The organism is Variovorax sp. 10N412 (genome assembly GCF_056394985.1).
In genome coordinates this window covers 64098-85202 of the sequence record NZ_JBFTIO010000020.1, presented here as the reverse complement: position 1 = coordinate 85202, position 21105 = coordinate 64098, and the positions used below count along the sequence as shown (strand labels likewise).

Below are 21105 nucleotides of genomic sequence, written 5' to 3'. Positions count from 1 at the left end.
GGCCTTTACGGCAACTTTGCGCGCGTGCCGGACCTTTCTCACGTGAGGCTAAGAGTGGCTGCCTAGATTGGCGCATCGCTCAGGAAAGGCCGGAGGGACGGTCTGCAACGGGCAGCCCGGTCCTCCCGAGACCGATGACCACACGCCGTTTTCACCATGTCGTTTTTGCGGACGACTTTTTCCGCTCGCCCGTCAACGGGCTGCAGTACCACGTCGCCAACCGGCGATTCCTGCGTGCCTTCTTCGACGCCGCGCTGGGCCGCCTCGACCTGCCGATGGGCGAGATCGCGCCGTTGTCCGAAGGCGGGCGCATCGACGTGGCGCGCCTCATGCATCGGCTGGAGCTGCCCTGCACGCCGGCCGGCTGGGCGCGTGCCTGCACCGCCGACCTGGTGCCGCTGGCCGGGCGCGAGGGCCTGCCGGCGTTCGAGCCCGGGTGCCTGGTCATCGGCTGGGGCCTGACGCCCGCGCTGCAGCACTGCATCGACCGCGGCGGCGCGAGCTACCTGGACATCGAGATCGATCCGCGCCGCTTCACCGAGCACCTGCACTTCTGCGCGCGCACCAACGACCCGGTCATCGAGGCCGCGCTGCTGGCGCGCCGTGTGGACGAGGAGCTGTTCTGGAACCATGCGAGCGCGCTCAAGGGGCGTTTCGCACGGCACGGCGCGACCGCGCTGTTCGACCCGCGCCTGCGCGTGGGGCTGTTCTTCGGCCAGAGCCTGGTCGACCTGTCGCTGGTGAGCGGCGGGCGCACCATGCACCCGGCCAGCGTGATCGCGCCGCTGCGCGAGCTGGCGGGCAGCGTCGACCTGCTGGTCGTCAAGCCGCACCCCTACGAGAGCGCGCTGCACGACCTGGCGCCCATTGCGCGCGCCATTCCCAACGTCGCCTGGACGCGCGAGAACACCTACGCGCTGCTGTCGGCCAGCAACGTGCACTTCGCCGCGAGCCTGTCGTCGAGCGTGCTGACCGAGGCGCGCTACTTCCGCAAGCCCGCGCATGCGCTGATCCGCGCCGACCGCAACGCACCGGCGCAGCTGCCGCGGGGCTGCTCGGGCTGGATACCGATGGGCGCGGCGCTGGGCTCGGTGGACTGCATGGCGGCGGTGTGCAGCGCCGGCGGTGTGCCCTCGGCCCCCGGCCTGCCGGCCTGGCCGGCGGCCGCCCTCGACAAGGCCTTTCTCACCCGCTGGGGCCTCGACGATGCCTCGCAGGGCCTGTGCGAGACGGCCGAACTGCAGACCGGCCGCCCCTACCTGTTCCACCCCGGCAGCCCCGCGATGGGCTGGCTCAGCCACGGCTGGGCGGGTTTCGACGGAGAAGGTGCGCGCAGCGAGGGCGAGCTGGCTTGCCTGGTGATTCCGCTGCCTTCGCTGCACCCGCCCGCGCAGGCGCACCAGCAGCCCTGCCGCCTGGAGGTGCGCATCGACTACCGCAGCAACGCCAAGGCCACCAGCGTGCACGCCATGTTCGATGGCAGGGTGCTGCAGGGCCAGCGCGGCACCGGCGCGCGGCGGCGCAGCCTGGTGTTCGAGGTCGACCCCTCGGCGGGGCGCAAGTGCCTGGTGGTGCAGTTCGCGGTGGCCGCGGGAACCGTGCGCGGCGGCCTGCTGATGCGCGGCGTGACCCGGCCGGCGCTCACGATCAGGAAGCTGCAGGTGTCGCTGCGCATGGGCCGTGGCGTGGTCTCGGCGCCGCCGAAGGCGACTGCGAAGCCGTGGTCTGGGATGCATCCGGTGCGCGCGATGACGCGCGCCTTTAGAGCGTTGATCGATTCGGCGCGCGGGGTTGCGGGGTAGCACTCTGTGTGCTGTGTACCGTTCCTTCAGGGCGCGCTCACGTCGGCGGGCTCCTTGCTCCGCGAATGTCTCCCGCTTCGGTCCCGCTGCTTCTCTTTTTTCGCTGCGCAAGGTACTCATCGGCGTGCGCGTTCAGAGCACTCTTTGAACTGACCGCATACGCCGTGCGCGCAGTCGTACAACGGTTGGCGGAGGCTATACCGCTTCTGGCGACGTTGAAGCTCTTCCTGACGAAGGCGCTGCCGCGCGCAGTGCGTGCAGTACATCGGCGTCGAGATCAGCTGCGGTGACCGGCGCACCCAATGCGTCCAGGATGTCGTTCGGCCAGATCACTGTTTGCGCGGTCCAGACCACGAAGCGGTTGACGATGAAGTACACGATGAAGAGCGGCAGCACGAGGTGTTGCCAGAACTGCGTCCAGGGAAACTCCTTCCAGTCGCGCCAGTAATCGATGCGCCGCTGACGCAGCGCCTCGACCATGTCGAAGCCTTTGATGCCTCTGGCGCCCTTGGTGGGCGGAACCTCTCCCGCCTTCAACGGCGGCATGCCCAGTTCCATGTAGCCCCGGATGTACTCCCACATGGCGCCTGGAAACTCGACATTCGGCAGCACGAACGAATCGACGATGGTGGGGTCGGCTTTGCTGGCTCGGACGAGAAACAGGAGGTGATAGGTGCGTCGAACGCTGTTGGCGCCGCCGCCCATCAGCGCGTGCAGTTCGCAGTCGACGAGGGACCAATCGGCAGCGCGCGCCTCCACGCTCGTGGGGCCGAACAAGAGAAAACGCTTTCGCTTGCCTTGATGCACGTAGTAGACCTTGCGCTGCAAGCGGTCGAGATAGATCGGCGTTTCGCTTGGGCTGAACATCTCGAAGTAGATGCCGATGAAGAAGATGGGCCACATCGGCGAAATGGGCAGGTAATTCCAGAAGTAATCCGAAATCGTCCTCACTTCAAAAGCCTGTGTAAGGGGCCATATCCAGTACGTGCCTATCAGTCCACCTATCAACCCGTAAGCGGTCACCCATCCACCCGAGCTGACCAAAGAGCCGCCGTTCAGTTCGACGGCATTGCGGTACACCTCGCTCAAGCGCCCTTGATGACCTGCCTGCCCACCTCCAAGCATCGATTTGCTGTAGCGATGAATCAGCCCGGAGATCAGGCTTGCTTGCCGGGCATCGTCGGTACTGATTCCACGTGTGTTGAAACCGATCAAAGCATCGCCCTCAAGTGATCAAGGCGCTGCCGCACGCAGCGAGTGCGCGGCATTGGCGTCGAGGTCAGCTGCCGTGACCGGCGCACCCAGTGCGCTCAGGATGTCGTTCGGCCAGATCACTGTTTGCGCGGTCCAGACCACGAAGCGGTTGACGACGAAGTACACGATGAAGAGCGGCAGCACGAGGTGTTGCCAGAACTGCGTCCAGGGAAACTCCTTCCAGTCGCGCCAGTAGTCGATGCGCCGCTGACGCAGCGCCTCGACCATGTCGAATCCCTTGATGCCTTTGGCGCCCTTGGTGGGCGGAACCTCTCCCGCCTTCAACGGCGGCATGCCCAGTTCCATGTAGCCCCGGATGTACTCCCACATGGCGCCCGGAAACTCGACATTGGGCAGCACGAAGGAATCGACGATGGTGGGGTCTGCTTTGCTGGCTCGGACGAGAAACAGAAGGTGGTACGTGCGTCGCACGCTGTTGGCGCCACCGCCCATCAGCGCGTGCAGTTCGCAGTCGACGAGGGACCAATCGGCAGCGCGCGCCTCAACGCTCGTGGGGCCGAAAAAGAGAAAACGCTTTCGCTTGCCCTGATGCACGTAGTAGACCTTGCGCTGAAGGCGATCGAGATAGATCGGCGTCTCGCTTGGGCTGAACATCTCGAAGTAGATGCCGATGAAGAAGATCGACCACCCCGCCAACTGAGAAACAAAGTCCCCGATGTAGTCCATTACGGTGTCGTGCGGCAGAGATAACCCGAGGAGACAGTTTCCGACATATGTTCCGAGAAGGCCTGCGATCAAGCCGTATGCAGTCACCCATCCACCCGCGCTCACCAACGAGCCGCCGTTCAACTCGACTGCATTGCGGTACACCTCGCTCAAGCGCCCTTGATGACCTGCCTGCCCGCCTCCGGGCATCGATTTTCCATAGCGATGAATCAGCCCGGAGATCAGGCTTGCTTGCCGGGCGTCGTCCGTACTGATTCCACGTGTGTTGAAGCCGATCAAAGCATCAGCCCTCCACCCAGCCCATCAACCATCGGGTTGCTCGGTGGCGGTGAACTTCGGCCAGGGTCGGGGTACTGCTGCGCTTTGCGCCGGACATCCTCTTGCGTGTCAGCTTCGTAGTCGATGGCCAAGAGCCAATTCTCCTCGGCGCTGGCGCTCTCAAAGCGCTTGACCATGTCCTTCCCGAAGTAGCAGCGCCCTGCCCAACGCATGTAGGAGTCGCGCTCTGTCGCAACGGCGTAGACGTAGGCAGCAACACCAGCCGCCAACAAAACGAGCCCCACCCCCGACACGATGCTGGCGACCGTCGCCGCCGCGCCGGCGACAGCGGCCTCTGTGGCCACCACGCCGGCCAGACGCAAAAGCACGTGCTTACCAATTGCACGAGTGACCGCACCCTTTGTAGTTGCATCTGCTGCAGCAATGCCGCCTGTCAGAACCAAGCCACCACCCATCGCTGAGGACAGGGCGTACCCCAAAAATGACTTCCCGTCTTCCTCGTTGCGAGCCCCGTCTGCCTTCTGTTTCATCGAATACGCCATGATCGCCCCGCTCAGCATCCCGAACAGAGCCGCCCCCACGCGGTACGCCGCCAACCTGCCGCTTGCCTCGACCAGATGCTCACCGCCGTCTTTCACGACCAGTGCCGCCTTGTGCGCGGCCGCCATGCGCTCCAGCGTTGCCCCAATGAATCCGCTCATGCCATCGACCACGCTCAACGTCGATTCCACGAGCTTTCCCTGATCGCGCTGGCTCTTGCCGAGTTCGGCCAGCATCTGCGGCACCGCCTGGTACAGCCCCAGGAACTGAACGATCATGGCCCCCACCGCCAAACGCCCATCGATGCTGGTGAGGTTCAGTTCTTTCACCATGGACTGTCGCCGCATCACCTCCGCCACATCGTCGGGTGTGAGCGCGTGATTGACCTGGAGCCTTGCCATCTGTAGCTGCAGGTCCTCCAGACTTCGGGCCGCCGGTCCACCGGTCGGCGCGACACCGACCCGCTGGCCGGGAATGTGCTCCGCCTTCAGCCGACCTTCGCGAACGTCCAGCGCGGTCTTCACGTCCGTGAGCACCTGCAGTTCCACCGTGTCGCCATGCGCGACGATGATGGTCGGACTTTTTTTCGGGACGTAGCCGCTGAGGATGCGCATGGCCGTGTCGCTGCTGACGCGGGTCTTGAGCAACACCACCGTCGACAGCGCCGACTTGTCCCCGCCCGGGCGCGTGCTTTCACAGACAAGCTCCAGTTGTCGTTGTGCCGCGCTCAGCGCAGGCAGCATCGCCTCATACTTCCTGAGGCTGCCCGACTTGGGGGCGGGGGATCTGCCCGCAGCCATGGCCATCAACTGGAACACACCCGCTGCGCTGGCGGCCATGCCGCCGGCGGACAGGGCCATCAGGCGCGGATGCAGCCAGTTCAGACGCTTGCCCATGTCATGGGTGATCAAACCCTTGAGCACGTCGTAGGTCTTGTCCCGGATATCGCCGATCTCGCCCTGCCCATCCTTGGCCGGCGTTGCACTGCGATCCGCGTTGCCGATCAGGATGGCTCGCACTTTCTGGATGACGCTGCGCTGGTTGCCGAAGAACCCGCGCAATGCGATTGCGCGCGGTTCTGCGATGTCCGGGTCGAGAATCAACCCTGTCCAGCGTTCGGTGTGCTGGTGGGTGTAAGGCTGCGGAAAGTGGGCGATGTGGCTCTCGTCGGCATAAATGAAACCAGGCGACGTGCGCGCTGTCATTTCCGAGCTGGCGTCTTCGTTGAAATGAAGCTTGAAGTAGTCGCGCAGCGCATTGCTGTCGAGCACCTTCAGCCAGTCCGCTTCGTAAGGCGCCAGCGCCTCGGCAAGCTGTTTTTCGATGTCGGCGCGTTTGGCGGGCCAGGCTTTGTAGCGCCCCATGTCCAGTTGATCGGTGATCTTTTTCCAATGCAGCGCACCGAGCGTCACGCCGCGCCGGTCCAGTCGCTCACCGATGGTTCGGGCGTCGGGGCCAATGGGCTTCATATGGCCCGCGCGGCTGCCGTCTGCGGCATGGACCCCACGGGGGTCCGGGGTCCATTCATAGGGGACACCACGGTCCTTGATGCTGCGCCACTGCTTCTCTGACGCTGCGGTGCCCCATTCCTGCGACTGGATCACACCGGCGAGCGTGATCGACTTGCGCATACCCTCAAGGAGGGTATGGCAAGCCTCTGAGCGCACCCAATCCGGGGTGCTGGCCCATTTCTGCTGGTTGGCCTTGTCCCGGGCGATGCGGATGCCGTTGAGGTCCGCGGCCAGGCCCACGGGGTCGGGAACGACGAGCACGAACTCCTTGCCCCGGGTCTGTTCGTGCTGTGCCGCCTGCTTCTGCATGACGGCGACCAGCCTGGCTGCGCCTCGGTAGGTCTCGTCGTCCGTGCCGCCGTAGAACGGCGTGGCGGAGGCCACACCGCCTTCGGTGAAGTTGATGCCCTTCTTGATTCCGCCGTGGCTCATCGAGCGCAGGGCGAAGTCCGCCACATGCTTGTGGATGAGCTCGGTGTCGGCCTTGAAGGCGTGGGGCACACCGTCCAGGTCGGCCATCGGGTCGATGCGCACCATGCCGGCCGCCGCAGGGTGGCCCTCGACCTTCTTTCGCATGGCATCGTCCCACCAGTTCATGCTGAAACCGATCCACACGGGGCCGGTGTCGGCCTGACCGTGCCTGGGAAACTGGATGCAGACGGTGCGCACGTCGTTCGGATGCGACTCCCTCATGCGGCAGGCGAAATCCGGCCTCGCGGCCCAGGCGACCTGGCTTTCCGGAATGAGCGCGCCGTTGCCCTGCACCCGGTAGACCTGCCACCTGTTCAGGATGTGCGGGGCCTGCTTGGTATAGAAGACATGGACGAAGCCGCCCCGCCGCAGCATGCGCAAGGCATAGCGCGATTTCTGCAAGGCCGGCAGACCCAGCGCTTTGACACTGGGTTCGTGGGTCTCCAGCCTCTCGGCTTCGGCGGGTGCGAATTCCGCATCGCTCGCGATGGCGCTCGGCCGCACCAGCAGGATCGAAAGGCCCCTTTTGTGGTCGCAGATCTTGCAATCGTTCATACGCGGTGCAGGCTGTTCCAAAGCCGCGTGGGTCGGTTGATTCTTGTCATGGCTACCGGTGTGTGAATGCGCGAACACGGGCAGCTGCGCTTGTAGGCAATCGACGTTGCCGCGCTTGACCACCCTCCCTGGCACCCCCCCTGAAACCCCAAGGGCTGCGATGCAAATCAGGCCGGGCACGCAGGGGCACAGGAAGGAGCGGCGCCGAGTTTAGGAGCGCGTCGGCGAGTCCTGGTCGACGCGCTGTGACCCATTTCACGAACGCTCGCGCGTTGATTGCGAAAGCACCCGTTATCGTGCGGCCGACCTCAGCCACTGCGTGCTGGCGGCGGGCGCGGACTGTTAACGCAGTGTCACGGAGTGCGCGACTGCGCGGCAAGATGGATCAGTAGCACAGTCCAATGCCGGAGCCGTTCAATGGCCCCCTGCCTGCCTTCGTTGGAATTCGAAGGGCTCTGTGGCAAGGCCAGCAATTCGCCCGCCGCCGCAGCTACGGCACGCGCGAACTTCCGTGCATCGCCACGCCACACCACCACGCGGTGCGTCAGACCCAGCTGCGCCGCGCGCCCCGCGTTCATCGCCTGCTCGGGCTGGTCCGTCAGCAGCAGCAGGATGGGCTTGCGGTAGACCGACGCGATCGACAGCGCCGCCATGCCCGGCGCGGAAACGATGAAGGCGCTGTGCGCGGCCGCCTCGATCCAGTGCTCGTCGCGCGCATGCCAGTGCGCTCGCCGGGCATAGCCCTCGCCGACCAGGTGCGCCGACACGCCCGCGCCGTCCAGGCCCTGTTCCAGGCCGTCGGCCAGCGCCGGGTCTTCGAAATGCGGATTGAGGTAGACGGCCGCCACGTGCTGCGCCGCATCGCTGCGGTCCACCGCATCGACCACCGCCACCGGCGTGGCCAGCCGGTGGCGGCCGCGGCCGTCGTGCTGCGGCTCGCCGTAGGCGAAGTCATGCTCGATGCGCGCGCGGCTGCGGTCGATCTGCCAGGCCACGATGCCGCCGAACACCTTGGCAACCGGACCCGGCATGCGCCCCTGGAAGTTCGTCTCCAGCGCGCGCCGCAGGCTGGCGCCATACACATGCACCACCTTGCGCCGCCAGAACGGCAGCCAGCCCATCAGCAGCAATGCGGGGTGGAACGAGTCGTTCACCACCAGGTCGGCCTCGCGGAAATGCGCGCGCAGCCGCCACACGTCGCGCAGCATGCGCCCGGGGCGGAACATGTAGTGCGCCACGTTGCGGTCGGTCTCGCGGCGCAGCATGTTCTGCTGCGTGTCGAACTGCACCGCGTAGTGGCGCGAGAGCACCGGCGCGTCGATGCCGAAGCCGGCAAGAAAGCGCGCGCCCTCGTCGGAGGTGGTGAGTACCTGCACCTGCGCGCCGGCCGCGCGCAGCGCGTGCGTGAGCAACTGCGCGCGCATCAGGTGGCCGCGCGCGTCCGCGGTCGCGAGGTAGACGATGCGCGGGGGCATCGCTCAGGCGTGCATCGGCCGCGCCGCGCCGGGGCGCAGGCGCAGGGCCGCGCCGGCGAGCCACATGCCCAGCGCGCCGGTGATGCCGAAGCCGCGCTCGGTGTCGCGCACCTCGCGCATCAGCTGCGCGAGCCGCGCCTGCTCGTGCGGCGCCACGCAGCGCTGCAGCGTGTGGCTGCACAGGCGGATGTGGCGGTCTTCGTCGGCCAGCACGCGTGTCAGCAGCGGGTGCAGCGCATGCTGCCCGCCGATCAGCGCGCAATGCCGCTGCAGGATGCGCGAGGCCATCTGCTCGGCCGACAGGCCGATGGCATAGGCCGGCACCAGCCCGCCGTGCGCGAAGTGCGGCGCATGGCGGCGAATGAGCGCCTGCCACCGCGCCAGCTTGCGCCGGCTCAGCCAGTCGGGCCGCGGCGCCTCTTCGGGCGATGCGGCGGCCTGTGCGTGGCCGCCGCGCTCGACGATGGCCTGCGCGAACAGGCGCGCGTGCAGTTGCTCGTCGGCCAGGTGCTGGTCGAGCTGGCGCACCAGCCAGTCGGGCGGGGCGATGCGCAGCTCGCGCTGCAGCGCCTGCTCGGACGATTCTTCACCCACCAGGTAGAAGCGCAGCAGCAGCATCTCGCCCGCGTTGCTCGCGTGCAGCTGGCGCAACGCGGCACGCTTCACGTGGTGCACCAGCCGTGCCTGCAGCGCCGGCCAGCCGCGCAGCGCGGGCGGGACGAGGCAGTCGAAGCCCGGCGCGGCGATGGAAGGGTCAGCGTCCATCGGCCTTCGCTCTCTCGGCCTTCGCTCTCGCGGCCTGCACGGGCGGCTGCTGCTGTTGCTGCCAGCCCAGCACCAGCCCGATGAAGCTGTCCTGCAGGAAGGCGCGCGCGGCCGCGTCGGCGCCCGCGAACTCGCGCTGCTGCCCGTCGTAGCGCACGTAGCCCTTGCCGTTGGCGGCGCCGAGCACCAGCTTCTCGTTCTTGTGGAAGCCGCGCTGCAACAGCGGCTGCAGCAGCGACTGCGACTCGAGCCCGTACAGGAACAGGTCGCGCTGCACCACCTGGCGCGGAATCTGGCCGCTCAGCGCCTGCAGCTCCAGCGTCCAGTTGCCTTGCTGCATCGCATCGGCCAGCGCGCGGCCGCTGGCGGCCGGCGCACGGAAGCGCGCACGCGCCACCGACTTCGAGGCCTTGCCCAGGCCCAGGCCGATGGTGATGTCGGCGTCCTTCGCGCCGCCGGTGCGGTTGTCGTCCACCTGCACCAGCACGTTGGCCAGCCGCGCGGTGAGCGAGGGCCTGGCGAGCGCGGCGACGACCTGGTCGGCGGTGAGCACCACCCGCTCGGCGCCGGCGTCGTTCACCGCCACCTGGTACGGGTCGATGCGGATGTCGCTGAACTCGTCGCCGATGGGCGAGTGCGCATGGCTGCTCACCGACCAGTCGGTGCCCGAGCGGCTGAGCAGCGCATGGAAGGTCAGCGGCACGCGCTGGCCGCTGCGCGCCTGGCCGGAGCCCTGCAGCAGCACGTCGCCGACGATGGTCTTCTCGGCGTAGCTGCGCGTGTTGGTGAAGCGAATGGTGTGCGCCGCGCCGTCGAGCGCGGCGCGGGTGTCGGGGTCGTCCAGCGCGAGGCGGTTGCAGTCGTTGCCGGCGCCTGCCAGCGCGGCGAAGGGGCAGCCCGCGTCGGACCTGAAGTGGAAGATGCCGCGGCCGGTGAAGTCGGCGGCGCCGGCCAGCGAGCAGGCGCCCGCGAGCGCGAGGCCCAGCGCAATGCGCCGGTTGACGCGCCGGGCGATGAAGGAAGAGCGGATCGGCATGGTCTTGTCTTGTTGTTCTTCTGCGGGAGAAAGGCAGCGCTCAGGGGCGGTGATAGGACAGCGCCTGTGCGTCCGCGTGGGTGCGCCCGGTGGTGTGCCAGCCGATGCCGCGCGCGAACGCGCCCAGCATGTCGACCGCCGAGAAGCCCACGATGAGCGCCACGCCCGCCAGCCAGCGCACACCGCGCAGCGGTGGAAGGTCTTGATGGTTCAGCGCCTTCATGCTGAATCCCAGCCGCGTGAACAGCACGGCCAGCGGCCCGATAGGCCCGCTCCGGGCCAGCCATTGCCAGCGCGGCGACACATAGCTGCGCAGCAGGTGCGGCGTGAGCGAATAGGTGTCCTGCCCACGCATCCAGCGCAGCTTGAGCGCCTCGGCGCGCGTGTCGGGCAGGCGGTGCTCGGTGTGGGCCCGGGCCGCGTAGTGAATGGGCACGCCGGCCGCCTTCAGCCGCATGCCCAGCACCTGGCAGTGCGCGCGGTACACGCCGTCCAGCGCCTGGTAGCTGTGCTGCGCGAACACCTCGCGGCGGAAGGCCACGTTGTTCGCATAGAAGTTGCTCGTGGCGCCGGCGTGGTCCGCATTGGGAAAGTACATGAAGTCGATGGTCGTCAGCGCGGTGCCCACCACGTTGGCCGCGTAGCTGGTGCGTCCGGCGACCACGGCGGGCGCATCGGCCTGCGTGAACGGCAGCAGCATCTGCAGCAGCCAGTCGTCGTCGGGCAGGCAGTCGGCGTCGGCGAACACCACGTGGGTGCAGCGCTGCGCATCGGTGGCCTCGAAGCCGACGTTCTTGGCGTCGTAGTAGCCGATGGTGGTGTCGATGCGCACGAAGTCGACCGGGCGGCCCGCGAGCGCGCTCACGGCCTCGCAGGTGGCGGGGCTCAGCCCGTCGTGCGTGACGACCACCTGCGCCAGCGCGGTGAGCGGCAGCTTCTGCTTCGCCAGCAGGGCGACCAGGCGCTGCAGGCTGGTGCTTGCCTTGGCTTCGGCATCGGCTCCGCCGCGCAGGTTGTTGGTTTCCAGGACCAGTGCGCAATGCGCGGCAACTTGATGGGGCATCATCGAATTTTCCTGTCCGGACATGGTTTTGAAGGTTTCCATCCTGCTTTTATCGCACAACCGCGCCAGCGGCCACTGCGCCACATCAAGGGCGCGCCCATGAAAGTCAGCCTCTTCGGCGCCGGCTACGTGGGCCTGAGCTTCGCCGCCAGCCTGGCCGAGGCGGGCCACGAGGTGCTGTGCGCGGACGCGGACCTGGCGCGCGTCGAGGGCCTGCAGCGCGGCCTGATGCCGTTGCACGAACCGGACCTGGATGCGCTGGTGGCGGCCGGCCTGGCCGCTGGCACGCTGCGCTTCACCGCCGACGCGCACGCGGCCGGCCTGCACGGCGAGGTGATCTTCATCGTGGTCCCCACGCCGGCCGATGCGCAGGGGCGCGTCGACCTGCGCCATGTGATGGCCGTGGCCGCCGGCATCGGGCGGCTGCGCGACCGCGAGGCGCTGGTCGTGTGCAAGTCGACCTTGCCCGTGGGCACGGCCGACCAGGTCGAGGCCGTGCTGGCGGGCGAGCTCGCCCAACGCGGCGCTCACCACCGCATCGCGGTGGCGGTGAACCCAGAATTCCTGCGCGAAGGCTCGGCGGTGCGCGACTGCCGCCAGCCCGACCGCATCGTGATCGGCTCGCAGGACCCGTGGGCCGTCGACCTGCTGACCCGGCTCTACGCACCTTTCATACGCGACCCGAAGCAGTTGCTGGTGATGGACCGCCGCTCCGCCGAGCTCACCAAGTACGCGGCCAACGCGATGCTGGCCACGCGCATCAGCTTCATGAACGAGATGGCGCGCGTGGCCGAGCAGGCGGGTGCCGACATCGACAGCGTGCGGCGCGGCATCGGTGCGGACCGGCGCATCGGGCCCGACTTTCTGCAGGCGGGCGCGGGCTACGGGGGCTCGTGCCTCGCGAAGGACGTGCGGGCGTTGAAGCGCATCGCCGAGCGCGACGGACACACGCTGCGCATCCTCTCGGCGGTGGAGGCGACGAACCACGCGCAGAAGGAACGCCTCTTCGAGCTGATGGCGCACCACTTCGAAGGCCGCATCGCGGGCAAGACGATCGCGGTGTGGGGGCTGGCCTTCAAGCCCGACACCGACGACATGCGCGACGCGCCGAGCCTGGTGCTGCTGGAGCGCCTGTGGGCGGCCGGCGCGCGCGTGCAGGTCTACGACCCGGCGGCGATGTCCGCCGCGCGCGGCATCGTCGGCGAGCGCGGCGACGTGCGCTGGTGCGCCACGGCGCACGAGGCGCTGCAGGGCGCCGATGCGCTGGCGCTGGTCACCGAGTGGCCGGAGTTCCGCCAGCCCGATTTCGCGCGCATTGCGCAGGCGCTGCGCACGCCGGCCCTCTTCGACGGCCGCAACCTCTACGACGCGGCGCAGGCCGAGTCCGCAGGCATCGCGTACTACGGCATCGGGCGCGGCCGGTCGTCAATGTTTCGTTGATTCTTCCGCTGCGGTGTCCGGGGGCAGGAACGCATCGCCCGGCGTGAGCGGCGCATGCCGGTAGCTTGCCGGTGTGCGGCTCAGTTTCACCGGCGCGCCGATGCCGCGGTAGCCGCCCGGCATCTCGACCACCATCTCGCGGTGCAGCGTGTGCGGATGCTGCAGCGCGGCGTCCACCGGCAGCACCGGCGCGGCGGGCACGCCGGCGGCCATGAGCTGGTCGACCAGCGCGCGGCCATCGAACGCGGCCATCGCGGCCTCGAGCTGTTGCTTGAGGCCGTCGCGGTGCACGGAGCGGGAGCCGGCCGTGCGGTAGAGCGGATCGTCCGACAGTTCGGGCAGGCCGATGCAGCGGCACAGGCTGGCGAACTGGCGGTCGTTGCCCACGGCCACGAACACGGGGTCGGTGCCGGTGGCGAGCGCGTCGTAGGGGTAGATGTTGGGGTGCGCGTTGCCGGTGCGGCGCGGCTCGGTGCCGTCCATGAACCAGTTGGCCGCATGCGGGTGCAGCAGCGACAGGCCGCTGTCGTACAGCGCCGCCTCCACGAACTGCCCGCGGCCGCTGCGGTTGCGTTCCTGCAGCGCGAGCAGCACGCCGATCACCGCGTTGAGCCCGGTCACCATGTCGACCACCGGCAGGCCCACGCGCAGCGGTCCGCCGTCGGCCTCGCCGTTGATGCTCATGATGCCGGTCATGGCCTGCACGGCGGCGTCGTAGCCGGGCAGCGCACCCAGCGGGCCGTCGGCGCCGAAGCCCGACACGCGGCACCACACGAGGCGCGGAAAGCGCTTCGACAGCGTCTCGTAGCCGATGCCCCAGCGTTCCATGGTGCCGGTCTTGAAGTTCTCGATCAGCACGTCGGCCTCGGCCACCAGCGCGAGCAGTGCGTCGCGGCCTTGTTCGGTCGAGAAGTCGAGGTGCTGCACGCGCTTGTTGCGGTTCAGGCCGTGGTAGTACGAGGCCACGCCCTCCTTGAAGGGCGGGCCCCAGGTGCGTGTGTCGTCCCCTTGAGGCGGCTCGACCTTGAGCACGTCGGCACCGTGGTCGCCGAGGATCTGGCCGCAGTACGGGCCGCCGAGGATGCGGGAGATGTCGAGGACGCGGATGCCTGCGAGGGCGCCTTGGGCTTGGGTCATTTCGGTGTTCCGTGTAAGCGGCCGCAAATCAGTCGAGCTGCGCGCCAGACTTCTGCACCACGTCCTTCCACTTCACAGACTCCGCGGCAATGAACTGCCCGAGCTTTTGCGGCGACGTATCGGCCGACGCCTCTAGACCTTGGGACGCGAACATCTGCTTGACCTTCGGCGAGTTCAACACCTCCGCAAACGCGTGGTTGAGCTTGGCGATGCGGTCCGCAGGCGTGCCGGCCGGCGCGACGATGCCGAAGAACACGCTCACGTCGTAGCCCTTGTAGCCCTGCTCGGAAATGGTCGGCACGTCGGGCAGCGCCTGCGAGCGCGCGACGGTGGCCACGCCCAGCGCGCGCAGCTTGCCGGCCTTGACGTACGGCAGCGCGGTGAGGATGTCGGTGAAGGTCATGCTCACCTGGTTGCCCAGCAGGTCGTTGAGCGCCGGGCCGGTGCCCTTGTACGGAATGTGCTGCAGGTCGGTGCCGGCCACGGAGTTGAACAGCACGCCCGCCAGGTGCGACGACGCGCCGTTGCCCGACGAGGCATAGCTGAGCTTGCCCGGGTTGGCCTTGGCATAGGCCACGAGTTCGGGCACGTTCTTCACCGGCAGGGCCGGGTTCACCACCAGGATGTTGGGCAGGTAGCCGACCTGGATGACGGGCGCGAAGCTTTTCACCGGGTCGTAGTTGATCTTGCGGTACAGGCTCTTGTTGATGGCCAGCGGGCCCGAGGTGCCGAACATCAGCGTGTGGCCGTCGGCCTCGGCACGGGCCACGTACTCGGCGCCGATGTTGCCGCCCGCGCCCGCGCGGTTCTCAACGATCATGGGTTGGCCCAGGCGGTCTTTCATCTCGGCGGCCAGCGTGCGCGCCATCGCGTCGGTGGGGCCGCCGGGCGGGAAGGGGATGACCAGCGTCAGCGGCTTGGAAGGGAAGGCATCGGCCGCTTGTGCGGCTGGCAATGCGGTGAGCAAGGTGGCGGCGCAGGCGGCCAGGAGGAAGGTCGAGCGTTTCAAGGGATGTCTCCGTTTTTGTGGATGGACAGGCGGCTCAGGCGAGCGCGCTTGCGGGTCGAACCTGGGCGCCGTTCCAGTCGGCAGGCATGGCGTCGGGCGAGAGCGGGTCGCGCGGCAGCACGCGGTGCAGCAGCACCAGCTGCGACCAGCGCAGGCGCGGCGCGGAGCCGCTGTGTGCGGCCTCCCAGGCCATCGCGATGGCGCTGGTGCAGTGGTAGAGCGCGGAGGCGGCCTGGCGTGCGAGCACGTCGCCGCCTTCGCGTGCGGCGGTCTCGGTCAGGGCCGCGGCGCGTGCGAACGCATCGCGCAAGGCCCGGGTGAAGCCGGGCGCGAGCGCCGCGTCGTCGAGCAGCTTCTCGCAGTGTGCACGCAGCACCGGCAGCGAGCCTTCGCGTTTCACCGCGCGAATCACGTCCAGCGCCACGATGTTGCTGGTGCCTTCCCAGATCGAGCCCAGGTGCGCATCGCGCACCAGTCGCGCGTCGCTCCACTCCTCGATGTAGCCGCAGCCGCCGCGCACTTCCATCGCGTCGCCCGTCACCTTGCGCGCATCGCGGCAGGCGCGGAACTTGATGAGCGGCGTGAGGATGCGCAGCAGCGCGTAGGCATCGGGCTCGGCGGCATCGGAGCGGGCCAGCGCCAGCGCCGTCTGGCACACCATCGTGCGCGCCTGTTCGGCCGGCAGGCGCAGCTTGTCGAGCTGGCGCTGCATCAGCGGCATCTGTTCCAGCGTGCGGCCGAAGGCGCGGCGCTCCGAAGCGATGAACTCCGCCTCGGCCACCGCGCGGCGCATCAGGCCCGCGGCGCGCACACCGTTCGACAGGCGCGAGTTGTTGACCATGTCGGCCATCTGCACGAAGCCGCGGCCGGCCTCGCCCACGAGGTACGCGACCGCGCCTTCGAGGCGAATCTCGCCGCTGGCCATCGAGCGCGTGCCCAGCTTGTCTTTCAAGCGAATGATGCGGTAGTGGTTCAGGCTGCCGTCGTCCAGCCGGCGCGGCAGCAGGAACAGCGACACGCCCTTCATGCCCGCCAGGCCATCGTCGGCGCGCGCGAGCACCATCGCAAAGTCGGCGTCGGGGTTGGAGCAGAACCACTTGTCACCGGTCAGGCGCCAGCTGCCATCGGCTTCCTGGTGCGCGAGCGTGGCGGTGGCGGCAATGTCGGAGCCGGCGGCCTGCTCGGTCATGAACATCGCGCCCTGGGCCAGTTCGTCGAAGTCGAGCGAGGTCAGGCGCGGCAGGTACCGGGCGACCAGCTCGGGCGTGCCGAACTTCTTCAGCGTGCGCGTGAGCGAGTCGGTCATCGACACCGGGCAGCACAGGCCGAACTCGGCCTGCACGAACAGGTAGGTCAGCACGTATTTCACGAGCGGCGGCATCTTGCCCTGCCAGCCCAGCGTGTCGTCGCGGTGCGAAATGGCCGCCAGGCCGAACTCGCTGAGCGCGAGGCGCTCCATTTCCACGTAGGCCGGGTGCTTGACGACCTTCTGCTCGTCCAGCCCGGTGCGCGTGCGCTGCTTCAGCGTGGGCGGGTTGCGGTCGGCAGTGCCGGCCAGCTCGTCGAGCAGGCCGCCCGCCAGGCCGCCCAGGCGCTCGAAGTGCGGCTGCATGTGCCGGCGCAGGTCGTCGGGCAGGTACAGCGCGAGCAGGGCGTGCAGCTCGGTGTCGGTGCTGAACAGGTTCTGGCCGTGGCGGTCGGGAATCGGATGGGCGTGCGCGGCTGCTGGCGCGGCACCGGTGATGGCGGCGGCGTTCTCGGACATGCGTTTTGTCTCCTGGGTTCACCGCATTGTTGAAGCCCCGACGATCTGTGTCTAATATCGATTTGGTCTTGTTCTATTCGATCTGACTATCCATGGAATTGCGGCACCTGCGCTATTTCTCCGTGCTCGCCGAAGAGCTTCACTTCGGGCGGGCGGCGCGGCGCCTGTCGATCTCGCAGCCGCCGCTGTCGGTGGCGATCCGGCAACTCGAGGAGTCGGTGGGCGCGCGGCTGTTCGAGCGCAACAGCAAGGAGGTGCGGCTCACGCCCGCGGGCGACGCGCTGCGCATCTCGGCGCGGCGCGTGCTGCTGCAGGCCGAAGAAGCCGCCATCGAGGCGCGCGACGTGGCGCTGGGCTCGGCGGGGCGGCTGCGCATCGGCTTCGTCGGCGCCATGCTGTACCGAGGCCTGCCGCAGGCGCTGCGCACGTTCCAGGCGAAGCACCCGGCCGTGCGCATCACCCTGAGCGAACTCAACTCCGGCGTGCAGATCGCGGAGCTGCTGAACGACCGGCTCGACCTGGGCTTTGCCCACACGCGCCGCGTGCCGCTGGAGCTGCAGCACCGGCTGCTGCTGTCCGAGCCCTTCGTGGCCTGCCTGCCGGCGGGCCATGCGCTGGCGCGCAAGCGGGTGCTGGCCCCGGCCGACCTGCGCGACCAGCCCTTCGTGCTGTTCTCGCGCGAGGCCTCACCCGACTACCACGAGCGCATCCTGTCGATCTGCGCGGACGCGGGCTTTTTGCCCGAGGTGCGCCACGAGGTGCGCCACTGGCTGGCGGTGGTGTCGCTGGTGTCGCAGGGGCTGGGCGTGGCGCTGGTGCCGCAGGCGATGCGGCATTCGGCGCTGCGCGGCGCGGTGTTCCGCCCGCTCGACCGGGAGGTGGCGCAGTCGGAGGCCTATGGCATCTGGCGCTCGGGGCCGGCGAACGTGCTGGTCGAGCGGCTGCTGCAAGGCGTGGCGGGCAGCATCGAGGCCGCCGCGAAGCTTCAGGCGTAGAGCGGCTCTTCCGCCATCTGCTCGCACTGGTCTTCCAGCACCAGGATCTGGCCCTTCCAGTAGTCGCTGGAGCCGAACCAAGGGAAGTTGATCGGAAAGATCGGGTCTTCCCAGCGCCGCGCCAGCCAGGCGCTGTAGTGAATGAGCCGCAACGTGCGCAGCGGCTCGATCAGCGCCAGCTCGCGCCGGTCGAACTCGCGGAACTGCTCGTAGCCGTCGAGCAGGCCCGACAGCTGCGAGGTGCGCTGCGCGCGGTCGCCCGACAGCAGCATCCACAGGTCCTGCACGGCGAAGCCGGTGCGCGCGTCGTCCAGGTCGACGAAGTGCGGGCCGCCGCCGGGACGGTCGGTGGGCGTCCACAGGATGTTGCCGGGGTGCACGTCGCCGTGCAGGCGCAGCTTGCGCGGCTTGAAGTCGGAGGCCGGCGGCTGCAGCGCAAGGGCCGTGGCGCGCACCATGTCCAGCGCCTCGTTGCAGGTCTTTTCCCAGTCGCGCTGCATGTCCAGCGGGATCTTGTCGTTCTCCAGCAGCCAGTCGCGCGAATCGAGGCCGAAGGTCTGCAGGTCGAGCGCGGGGCGGGCTTGGAAAGGTTTCGCGCTGCCCACGGTGTGGATGCGCGCCAGGAAGCGGCCCACCCATTCGAGCACCTCGAAGTCGTCGAGCTCCGGCGAGCGGCCGCCGCGGTACGGGCTCACGCTGAAGGCGAAGCCGGCGTGGTGGTGCAGGGTCTTGCCGTCAAAGGCCAAGGGCGGCACGGCCGGCACTTCGCCGGCAGCCAGTTCGAGCGAGAAGCCGTGCTCTTCGAGAATCTCTGCCTCGCTCCAGCGGCCGGGGCGGTAGAACTTGACCACCACCGCGCTGCGGTCTTCCAGAAACACCTGGTAGACCCGGTTTTCATAGGAGTTCAGGCCCGTGAGCCGGCCGTCGCCGTACAGGCCGAGCGTCGCGAGCGCGTCGAGCACCACGTCGGGCGTGAGGCTCTCGTAAGGATGGGTGTTCGCGGGCGCTGCAGAGGAAAGGGTCATGCGGCGATTGTCGCCACACGGCGCCCCGCGGTCTCAGGCGCCCACAGGTTGTTTGTAAAGAGAAAGGACATGGCCGCTGCGCGGGTCGCCCTTGCCCGCGAGCACCTGCGCATAGGCGGCAACCACTGCCTCGCCGCCATGGTGATGTTCGGCGTGCAGCCAAGGGCCTTTGGCGTCCGTGACCTCGGCGATGAATGCGTGCCAGGCCGCGACCATGCGCTTGCCGAATTCTTCGGCGCCCCATTCGGCGGTGCGCTTCTTGATCTGCGCCGGCGCGAAGAACAGCGTGGCGCGCGGGCCGGGCAGGTCCTTGCCCGCGCCCTTGGCCGCGAGCTGCTCGACGTGCGTGCCGCCGATGGAACTGCTGTATTTCAGGTCGACGAAGCGTTCGTGGATCGCGTTGCGCAGCGCCCCGTTGCCCGCGAAGTCGACGTACACGCAGGGCGTGTCGGCCGCGATGCTGTCCAGTGCGTCGTAGGTCAGCACGCGGTCGTAGCAGCCCAGGCTTTCGCAGAAGGCAACGTTGGCGGGCGACGTGAGGCCGATCACCTCGATGCCCTCGCGCTGGTGCAGCTGGAATGCGGTGCCGTAGGCCGTCTTGCTCGAAGCGCTCGACAGCAGCATCGTCTTCGCACCGAAGAAGTCGTTGTCGGCCATGAAGTCGTCGATGAGCCACGAGGTGATGAACAGCGGGCGCAGCAGCGCCTGGATGTCTTCGGTGCCGGCCGTGTAGAGCGCATCGCTCGCGCAGCGGAAGTACTGGTTGTAGACGGCCGGCAATGCCGCGCGGTGCTCGGCCATGTCGGCAAAGCGTTCCGGCGAAAGCCGTCCGGGGCTGAGCACTGCGCTGGAGGCCATGGGCCAGTAGCCGTACAGCCGCTCGCCCACCGCCACACCCGGGTGCAGCGACTGCACCACGCTCGCGAAGCCCCACACGGGGATGCTGCCCCAGCCTTCTTCACCGGTCGGGTAGAACTGCCAGTAGCTCATCGCATCACCGAAGGCGGCGTAGGTGATGTTGTTCGACGTGAGCGCAAAGCTGTCGATGCGCACGCGCACCTGGCCGTCGGCCAGGGCTTCGTCGTCGGCGGTGTGCAGGCGCGTGGTGGCGAGCTGGTCTTTGCGAATCAGGAGGCTGGTCGTGCTCATGGATGAAGCTCCGGCGGTGGATGTGCCCGCGACGTTAGCCAAGCTGGATGAAAGGCGCTACCGTGCGGCGCGTTCCGGCGTCACCCGTGAGACATCGGCGGGCACAAAAAAAGGCGGCCCGTTGCCGGGCCGCCCTTCATGCACCGAGCGTGAACTCAGGCGATGGTGAGTTCGACGTCGATGTTGCCGCGGGTCGCGTTCGAGTACGGGCACACCTGGTGCGCGGTGTCGACCAGCTTCTGCTTGGCGTCGGCATCCAGGCCCGGCAGCGTGATCGCCAGCTTCACGGAAATGCCGTAGGCGGCGCCGCCGTTCGTCGGGCCGAGGGAAACGCTGGAGTCGATGGCGACGTCTTCCGGCACCTTCACGCCGATCTTCGGGCCGACAGCCTTCATCGCACCGATGAAGCAGGCGGCGTAGCCGACCGCGAACAGCTGTTCGGGGTTGGTGCCGGGCTTGCCGGAGCCGGGCGAGCTCAGCTTGACGTCGATGGCGCCGTCGCTGGACTTGCCTGCGCCGTCACGGCCGCCGACGGTGTGGGCTTCTGCGGTGTAGAGCACTTTGTCGAGCTTGGTGGTCATGGTGATTTCCTTTGATGAAGTGAAGGGACGGGGTGAACGTTCGCCGCGCGTGGAGGCGCTACGCGGCTTTCTTGATGCGGTCGCGCAGCGTCTGGATCTGCTGCGTAAGCGCAATGAGTTCCGGCACCGAGCATTCGGTGGCGGCCAGAAGGCAGGCCGGCACGTTGGCGGCCTTGGCTTTCAGCTTGCGGCCCGCGGCGGTGAGCGTGATGTGCACGCGCCGCTCGTCGGCCACGTCGCGCACGCGGCTCACGTAGCCATTGGCTTCGAGGCGCTTGAGCAGCGGCGTGAGCGTGCCCGAGTCGAGCGACAGCCGCTCGCCGAGCGCGGAGACGGTGTGGCCGTCCTGCTCCCAGAGGGCGAGCATGACGAGGTATTGCGGGTAGGTGAGCTGTAGCTTTTCGAGCAGCGGCTTGTACAGGCGCGTCATGGCCAGCGAGGCGGAATAGACCGCAAAGCACAGCTGGCTGTCCAGCTTGAGCATGTCGTCGGCGGTGACCGGGGTGGAGCGCATGGGTTGAATTGTAGTGAGCAATTGAATTGCGTGCAATATAAATTGAAAGCGT

At 68.0% G+C, this 21105-nt stretch carries 17 protein-coding genes; 3 read left to right on the top strand and 14 right to left on the bottom strand.

Annotated elements, in window-relative coordinates; all coding sequences use genetic code 11:
• Positions 1 to 134: 134 nt before the first annotated feature.
• Positions 135 to 1802, top strand: coding sequence for a hypothetical protein (locus AC1DJH_RS29550; protein WP_478188127.1), 1668 nt, complete (start codon positions 135 to 137; stop codon positions 1800 to 1802).
• A 195-nt stretch (positions 1803 to 1997) separates the two neighbouring features.
• Here AC1DJH_RS29550 and AC1DJH_RS29545 read toward each other — a convergent pair whose 3' ends face one another.
• The 7 genes from AC1DJH_RS29545 to AC1DJH_RS29515 form a co-directional block, all read right to left on the bottom strand.
• Entirely contained in the window at positions 1998 to 3017 is a 1020-nt protein-coding gene (locus AC1DJH_RS29545; RefSeq protein ID WP_478188126.1) for a DUF6708 domain-containing protein, read from the bottom strand.
• 18 nt (positions 3018 to 3035) lie between these two features.
• Positions 3036 to 4022, bottom strand: a complete 987-nt coding sequence (locus AC1DJH_RS29540; RefSeq protein WP_478188125.1) for a DUF6708 domain-containing protein — start codon at positions 4020 to 4022, stop codon at positions 3036 to 3038.
• A complete protein-coding gene (locus tag AC1DJH_RS29535; RefSeq protein WP_478188124.1) occupies positions 4019 to 7099 on the bottom strand; it encodes a T6SS effector BTH_I2691 family protein in 3081 nt (1026 codons plus the stop codon). The genes AC1DJH_RS29540 and AC1DJH_RS29535 overlap by 4 nt, the downstream gene beginning before the upstream one ends.
• Positions 7100 to 7452: 353 nt before the next feature.
• The gene (locus AC1DJH_RS29530; protein WP_478188123.1) at positions 7453 to 8574 is read right to left on the bottom strand and encodes a glycosyltransferase family protein; all 1122 of its coding nucleotides are present in this window, start codon (positions 8572 to 8574) and stop codon (positions 7453 to 7455) included.
• A 3-nt stretch (positions 8575 to 8577) separates the two neighbouring features.
• Complete coding sequence (locus tag AC1DJH_RS29525) at positions 8578 to 9339, bottom strand: hypothetical protein (RefSeq protein WP_478188122.1); 762 nt, start codon at positions 9337 to 9339, stop codon at positions 8578 to 8580.
• A complete protein-coding gene (locus AC1DJH_RS29520) occupies positions 9329 to 10375 on the bottom strand; it encodes a hypothetical protein (RefSeq protein ID WP_478188121.1) in 1047 nt (348 codons plus the stop codon). Before AC1DJH_RS29520 ends, AC1DJH_RS29525 begins: the two co-directional genes overlap by 11 nt.
• A gap of 40 nt (positions 10376 to 10415) precedes the next feature.
• Positions 10416 to 11441 carry a glycosyltransferase family 2 protein gene (locus AC1DJH_RS29515; RefSeq protein ID WP_478188120.1) on the bottom strand — a complete coding sequence of 342 codons (1026 nt, stop codon included), beginning with the start codon at positions 11439 to 11441 and terminating at the stop codon, positions 10416 to 10418.
• A 96-nt stretch (positions 11442 to 11537) separates the two neighbouring features.
• Between AC1DJH_RS29515 and AC1DJH_RS29510 the strand changes: the two genes are divergently transcribed.
• Positions 11538 to 12878 carry a UDP-glucose dehydrogenase family protein gene (locus AC1DJH_RS29510; protein WP_478188119.1) on the top strand — a complete coding sequence of 447 codons (1341 nt, stop codon included), beginning with the start codon at positions 11538 to 11540 and terminating at the stop codon, positions 12876 to 12878.
• Here the strand turns inward: AC1DJH_RS29510 and AC1DJH_RS29505 are convergent.
• Genes AC1DJH_RS29505 through AC1DJH_RS29495 form a run of 3 tightly spaced genes read right to left on the bottom strand, consistent with a single transcriptional unit; the run spans position 12864 to position 16789 of the window.
• Entirely contained in the window at positions 12864 to 14015 is a 1152-nt protein-coding gene (locus tag AC1DJH_RS29505; RefSeq protein WP_478188118.1) for a CaiB/BaiF CoA transferase family protein, read from the bottom strand. The two genes, AC1DJH_RS29510 and AC1DJH_RS29505, sit on opposite strands and share 15 nt — an antisense overlap.
• A 28-nt stretch (positions 14016 to 14043) precedes the next feature.
• Positions 14044 to 15024, bottom strand: coding sequence for a Bug family tripartite tricarboxylate transporter substrate binding protein (locus AC1DJH_RS29500; protein ID WP_472121565.1), 981 nt, complete (start codon positions 15022 to 15024; stop codon positions 14044 to 14046).
• A 34-nt stretch (positions 15025 to 15058) separates the two neighbouring features.
• Complete coding sequence (locus AC1DJH_RS29495; protein WP_478188117.1) at positions 15059 to 16789, bottom strand: acyl-CoA dehydrogenase family protein; 1731 nt, start codon at positions 16787 to 16789, stop codon at positions 15059 to 15061.
• A gap of 92 nt (positions 16790 to 16881) precedes the next feature.
• On the opposite strand from AC1DJH_RS29495, the gene AC1DJH_RS29490 reads away from it, so the two are divergent.
• Entirely contained in the window at positions 16882 to 17784 is a 903-nt protein-coding gene (locus AC1DJH_RS29490; protein WP_478188116.1) for a LysR family transcriptional regulator, read from the top strand.
• Here AC1DJH_RS29490 and AC1DJH_RS29485 read toward each other — a convergent pair.
• The 4 genes from AC1DJH_RS29485 to AC1DJH_RS29470 all read right to left on the bottom strand — a co-directional run bounded on the left by AC1DJH_RS29485 (position 17775) and on the right by AC1DJH_RS29470 (position 21053).
• Complete coding sequence (locus AC1DJH_RS29485; RefSeq protein WP_478188115.1) at positions 17775 to 18809, bottom strand: serine/threonine protein kinase; 1035 nt, start codon at positions 18807 to 18809, stop codon at positions 17775 to 17777. The genes AC1DJH_RS29490 and AC1DJH_RS29485 overlap by 10 nt on opposite strands.
• A gap of 33 nt (positions 18810 to 18842) precedes the next feature.
• A complete protein-coding gene (locus AC1DJH_RS29480) occupies positions 18843 to 19958 on the bottom strand; it encodes a DUF2855 family protein (protein WP_478188114.1) in 1116 nt (371 codons plus the stop codon).
• A gap of 155 nt (positions 19959 to 20113) precedes the next feature.
• Positions 20114 to 20539, bottom strand: a complete 426-nt coding sequence (locus AC1DJH_RS29475; RefSeq protein WP_435437611.1) for an organic hydroperoxide resistance protein — start codon at positions 20537 to 20539, stop codon at positions 20114 to 20116.
• A 58-nt stretch (positions 20540 to 20597) separates the two neighbouring features.
• Entirely contained in the window at positions 20598 to 21053 is a 456-nt protein-coding gene (locus tag AC1DJH_RS29470; protein WP_478188113.1) for a MarR family winged helix-turn-helix transcriptional regulator, read from the bottom strand.
• Positions 21054 to 21105: the final 52 nt, after the last annotated feature.

Coding starts and splice junctions, on each gene's coding strand:
- AC1DJH_RS29550 (WP_478188127.1), top strand. CDS start 135: ATGACCACACGCCGTTTTCACCATGTCGTTTTTGCGGACGACTTTTTC.
- AC1DJH_RS29535 (WP_478188124.1), bottom strand. CDS start 7,099: ATGAACGATTGCAAGATCTGCGACCACAAAAGGGGCCTTTCGATCCTG.
- AC1DJH_RS29530 (WP_478188123.1), bottom strand. CDS start 8,574: ATGCCCCCGCGCATCGTCTACCTCGCGACCGCGGACGCGCGCGGCCAC.
- AC1DJH_RS29525 (WP_478188122.1), bottom strand. CDS start 9,339: ATGGACGCTGACCCTTCCATCGCCGCGCCGGGCTTCGACTGCCTCGTC.
- AC1DJH_RS29520 (WP_478188121.1), bottom strand. CDS start 10,375: ATGCCGATCCGCTCTTCCTTCATCGCCCGGCGCGTCAACCGGCGCATT.
- AC1DJH_RS29515 (WP_478188120.1), bottom strand. CDS start 11,441: ATGATGCCCCATCAAGTTGCCGCGCATTGCGCACTGGTCCTGGAAACC.
- AC1DJH_RS29510 (WP_478188119.1), top strand. CDS start 11,538: ATGAAAGTCAGCCTCTTCGGCGCCGGCTACGTGGGCCTGAGCTTCGCC.
- AC1DJH_RS29505 (WP_478188118.1), bottom strand. CDS start 14,015: ATGACCCAAGCCCAAGGCGCCCTCGCAGGCATCCGCGTCCTCGACATC.
- AC1DJH_RS29495 (WP_478188117.1), bottom strand. CDS start 16,789: ATGTCCGAGAACGCCGCCGCCATCACCGGTGCCGCGCCAGCAGCCGCG.
- AC1DJH_RS29490 (WP_478188116.1), top strand. CDS start 16,882: ATGGAATTGCGGCACCTGCGCTATTTCTCCGTGCTCGCCGAAGAGCTT.
- AC1DJH_RS29485 (WP_478188115.1), bottom strand. CDS start 18,809: ATGACCCTTTCCTCTGCAGCGCCCGCGAACACCCATCCTTACGAGAGC.
- AC1DJH_RS29480 (WP_478188114.1), bottom strand. CDS start 19,958: ATGAGCACGACCAGCCTCCTGATTCGCAAAGACCAGCTCGCCACCACG.
- AC1DJH_RS29475 (WP_435437611.1), bottom strand. CDS start 20,539: ATGACCACCAAGCTCGACAAAGTGCTCTACACCGCAGAAGCCCACACC.
- AC1DJH_RS29470 (WP_478188113.1), bottom strand. CDS start 21,053: ATGCGCTCCACCCCGGTCACCGCCGACGACATGCTCAAGCTGGACAGC.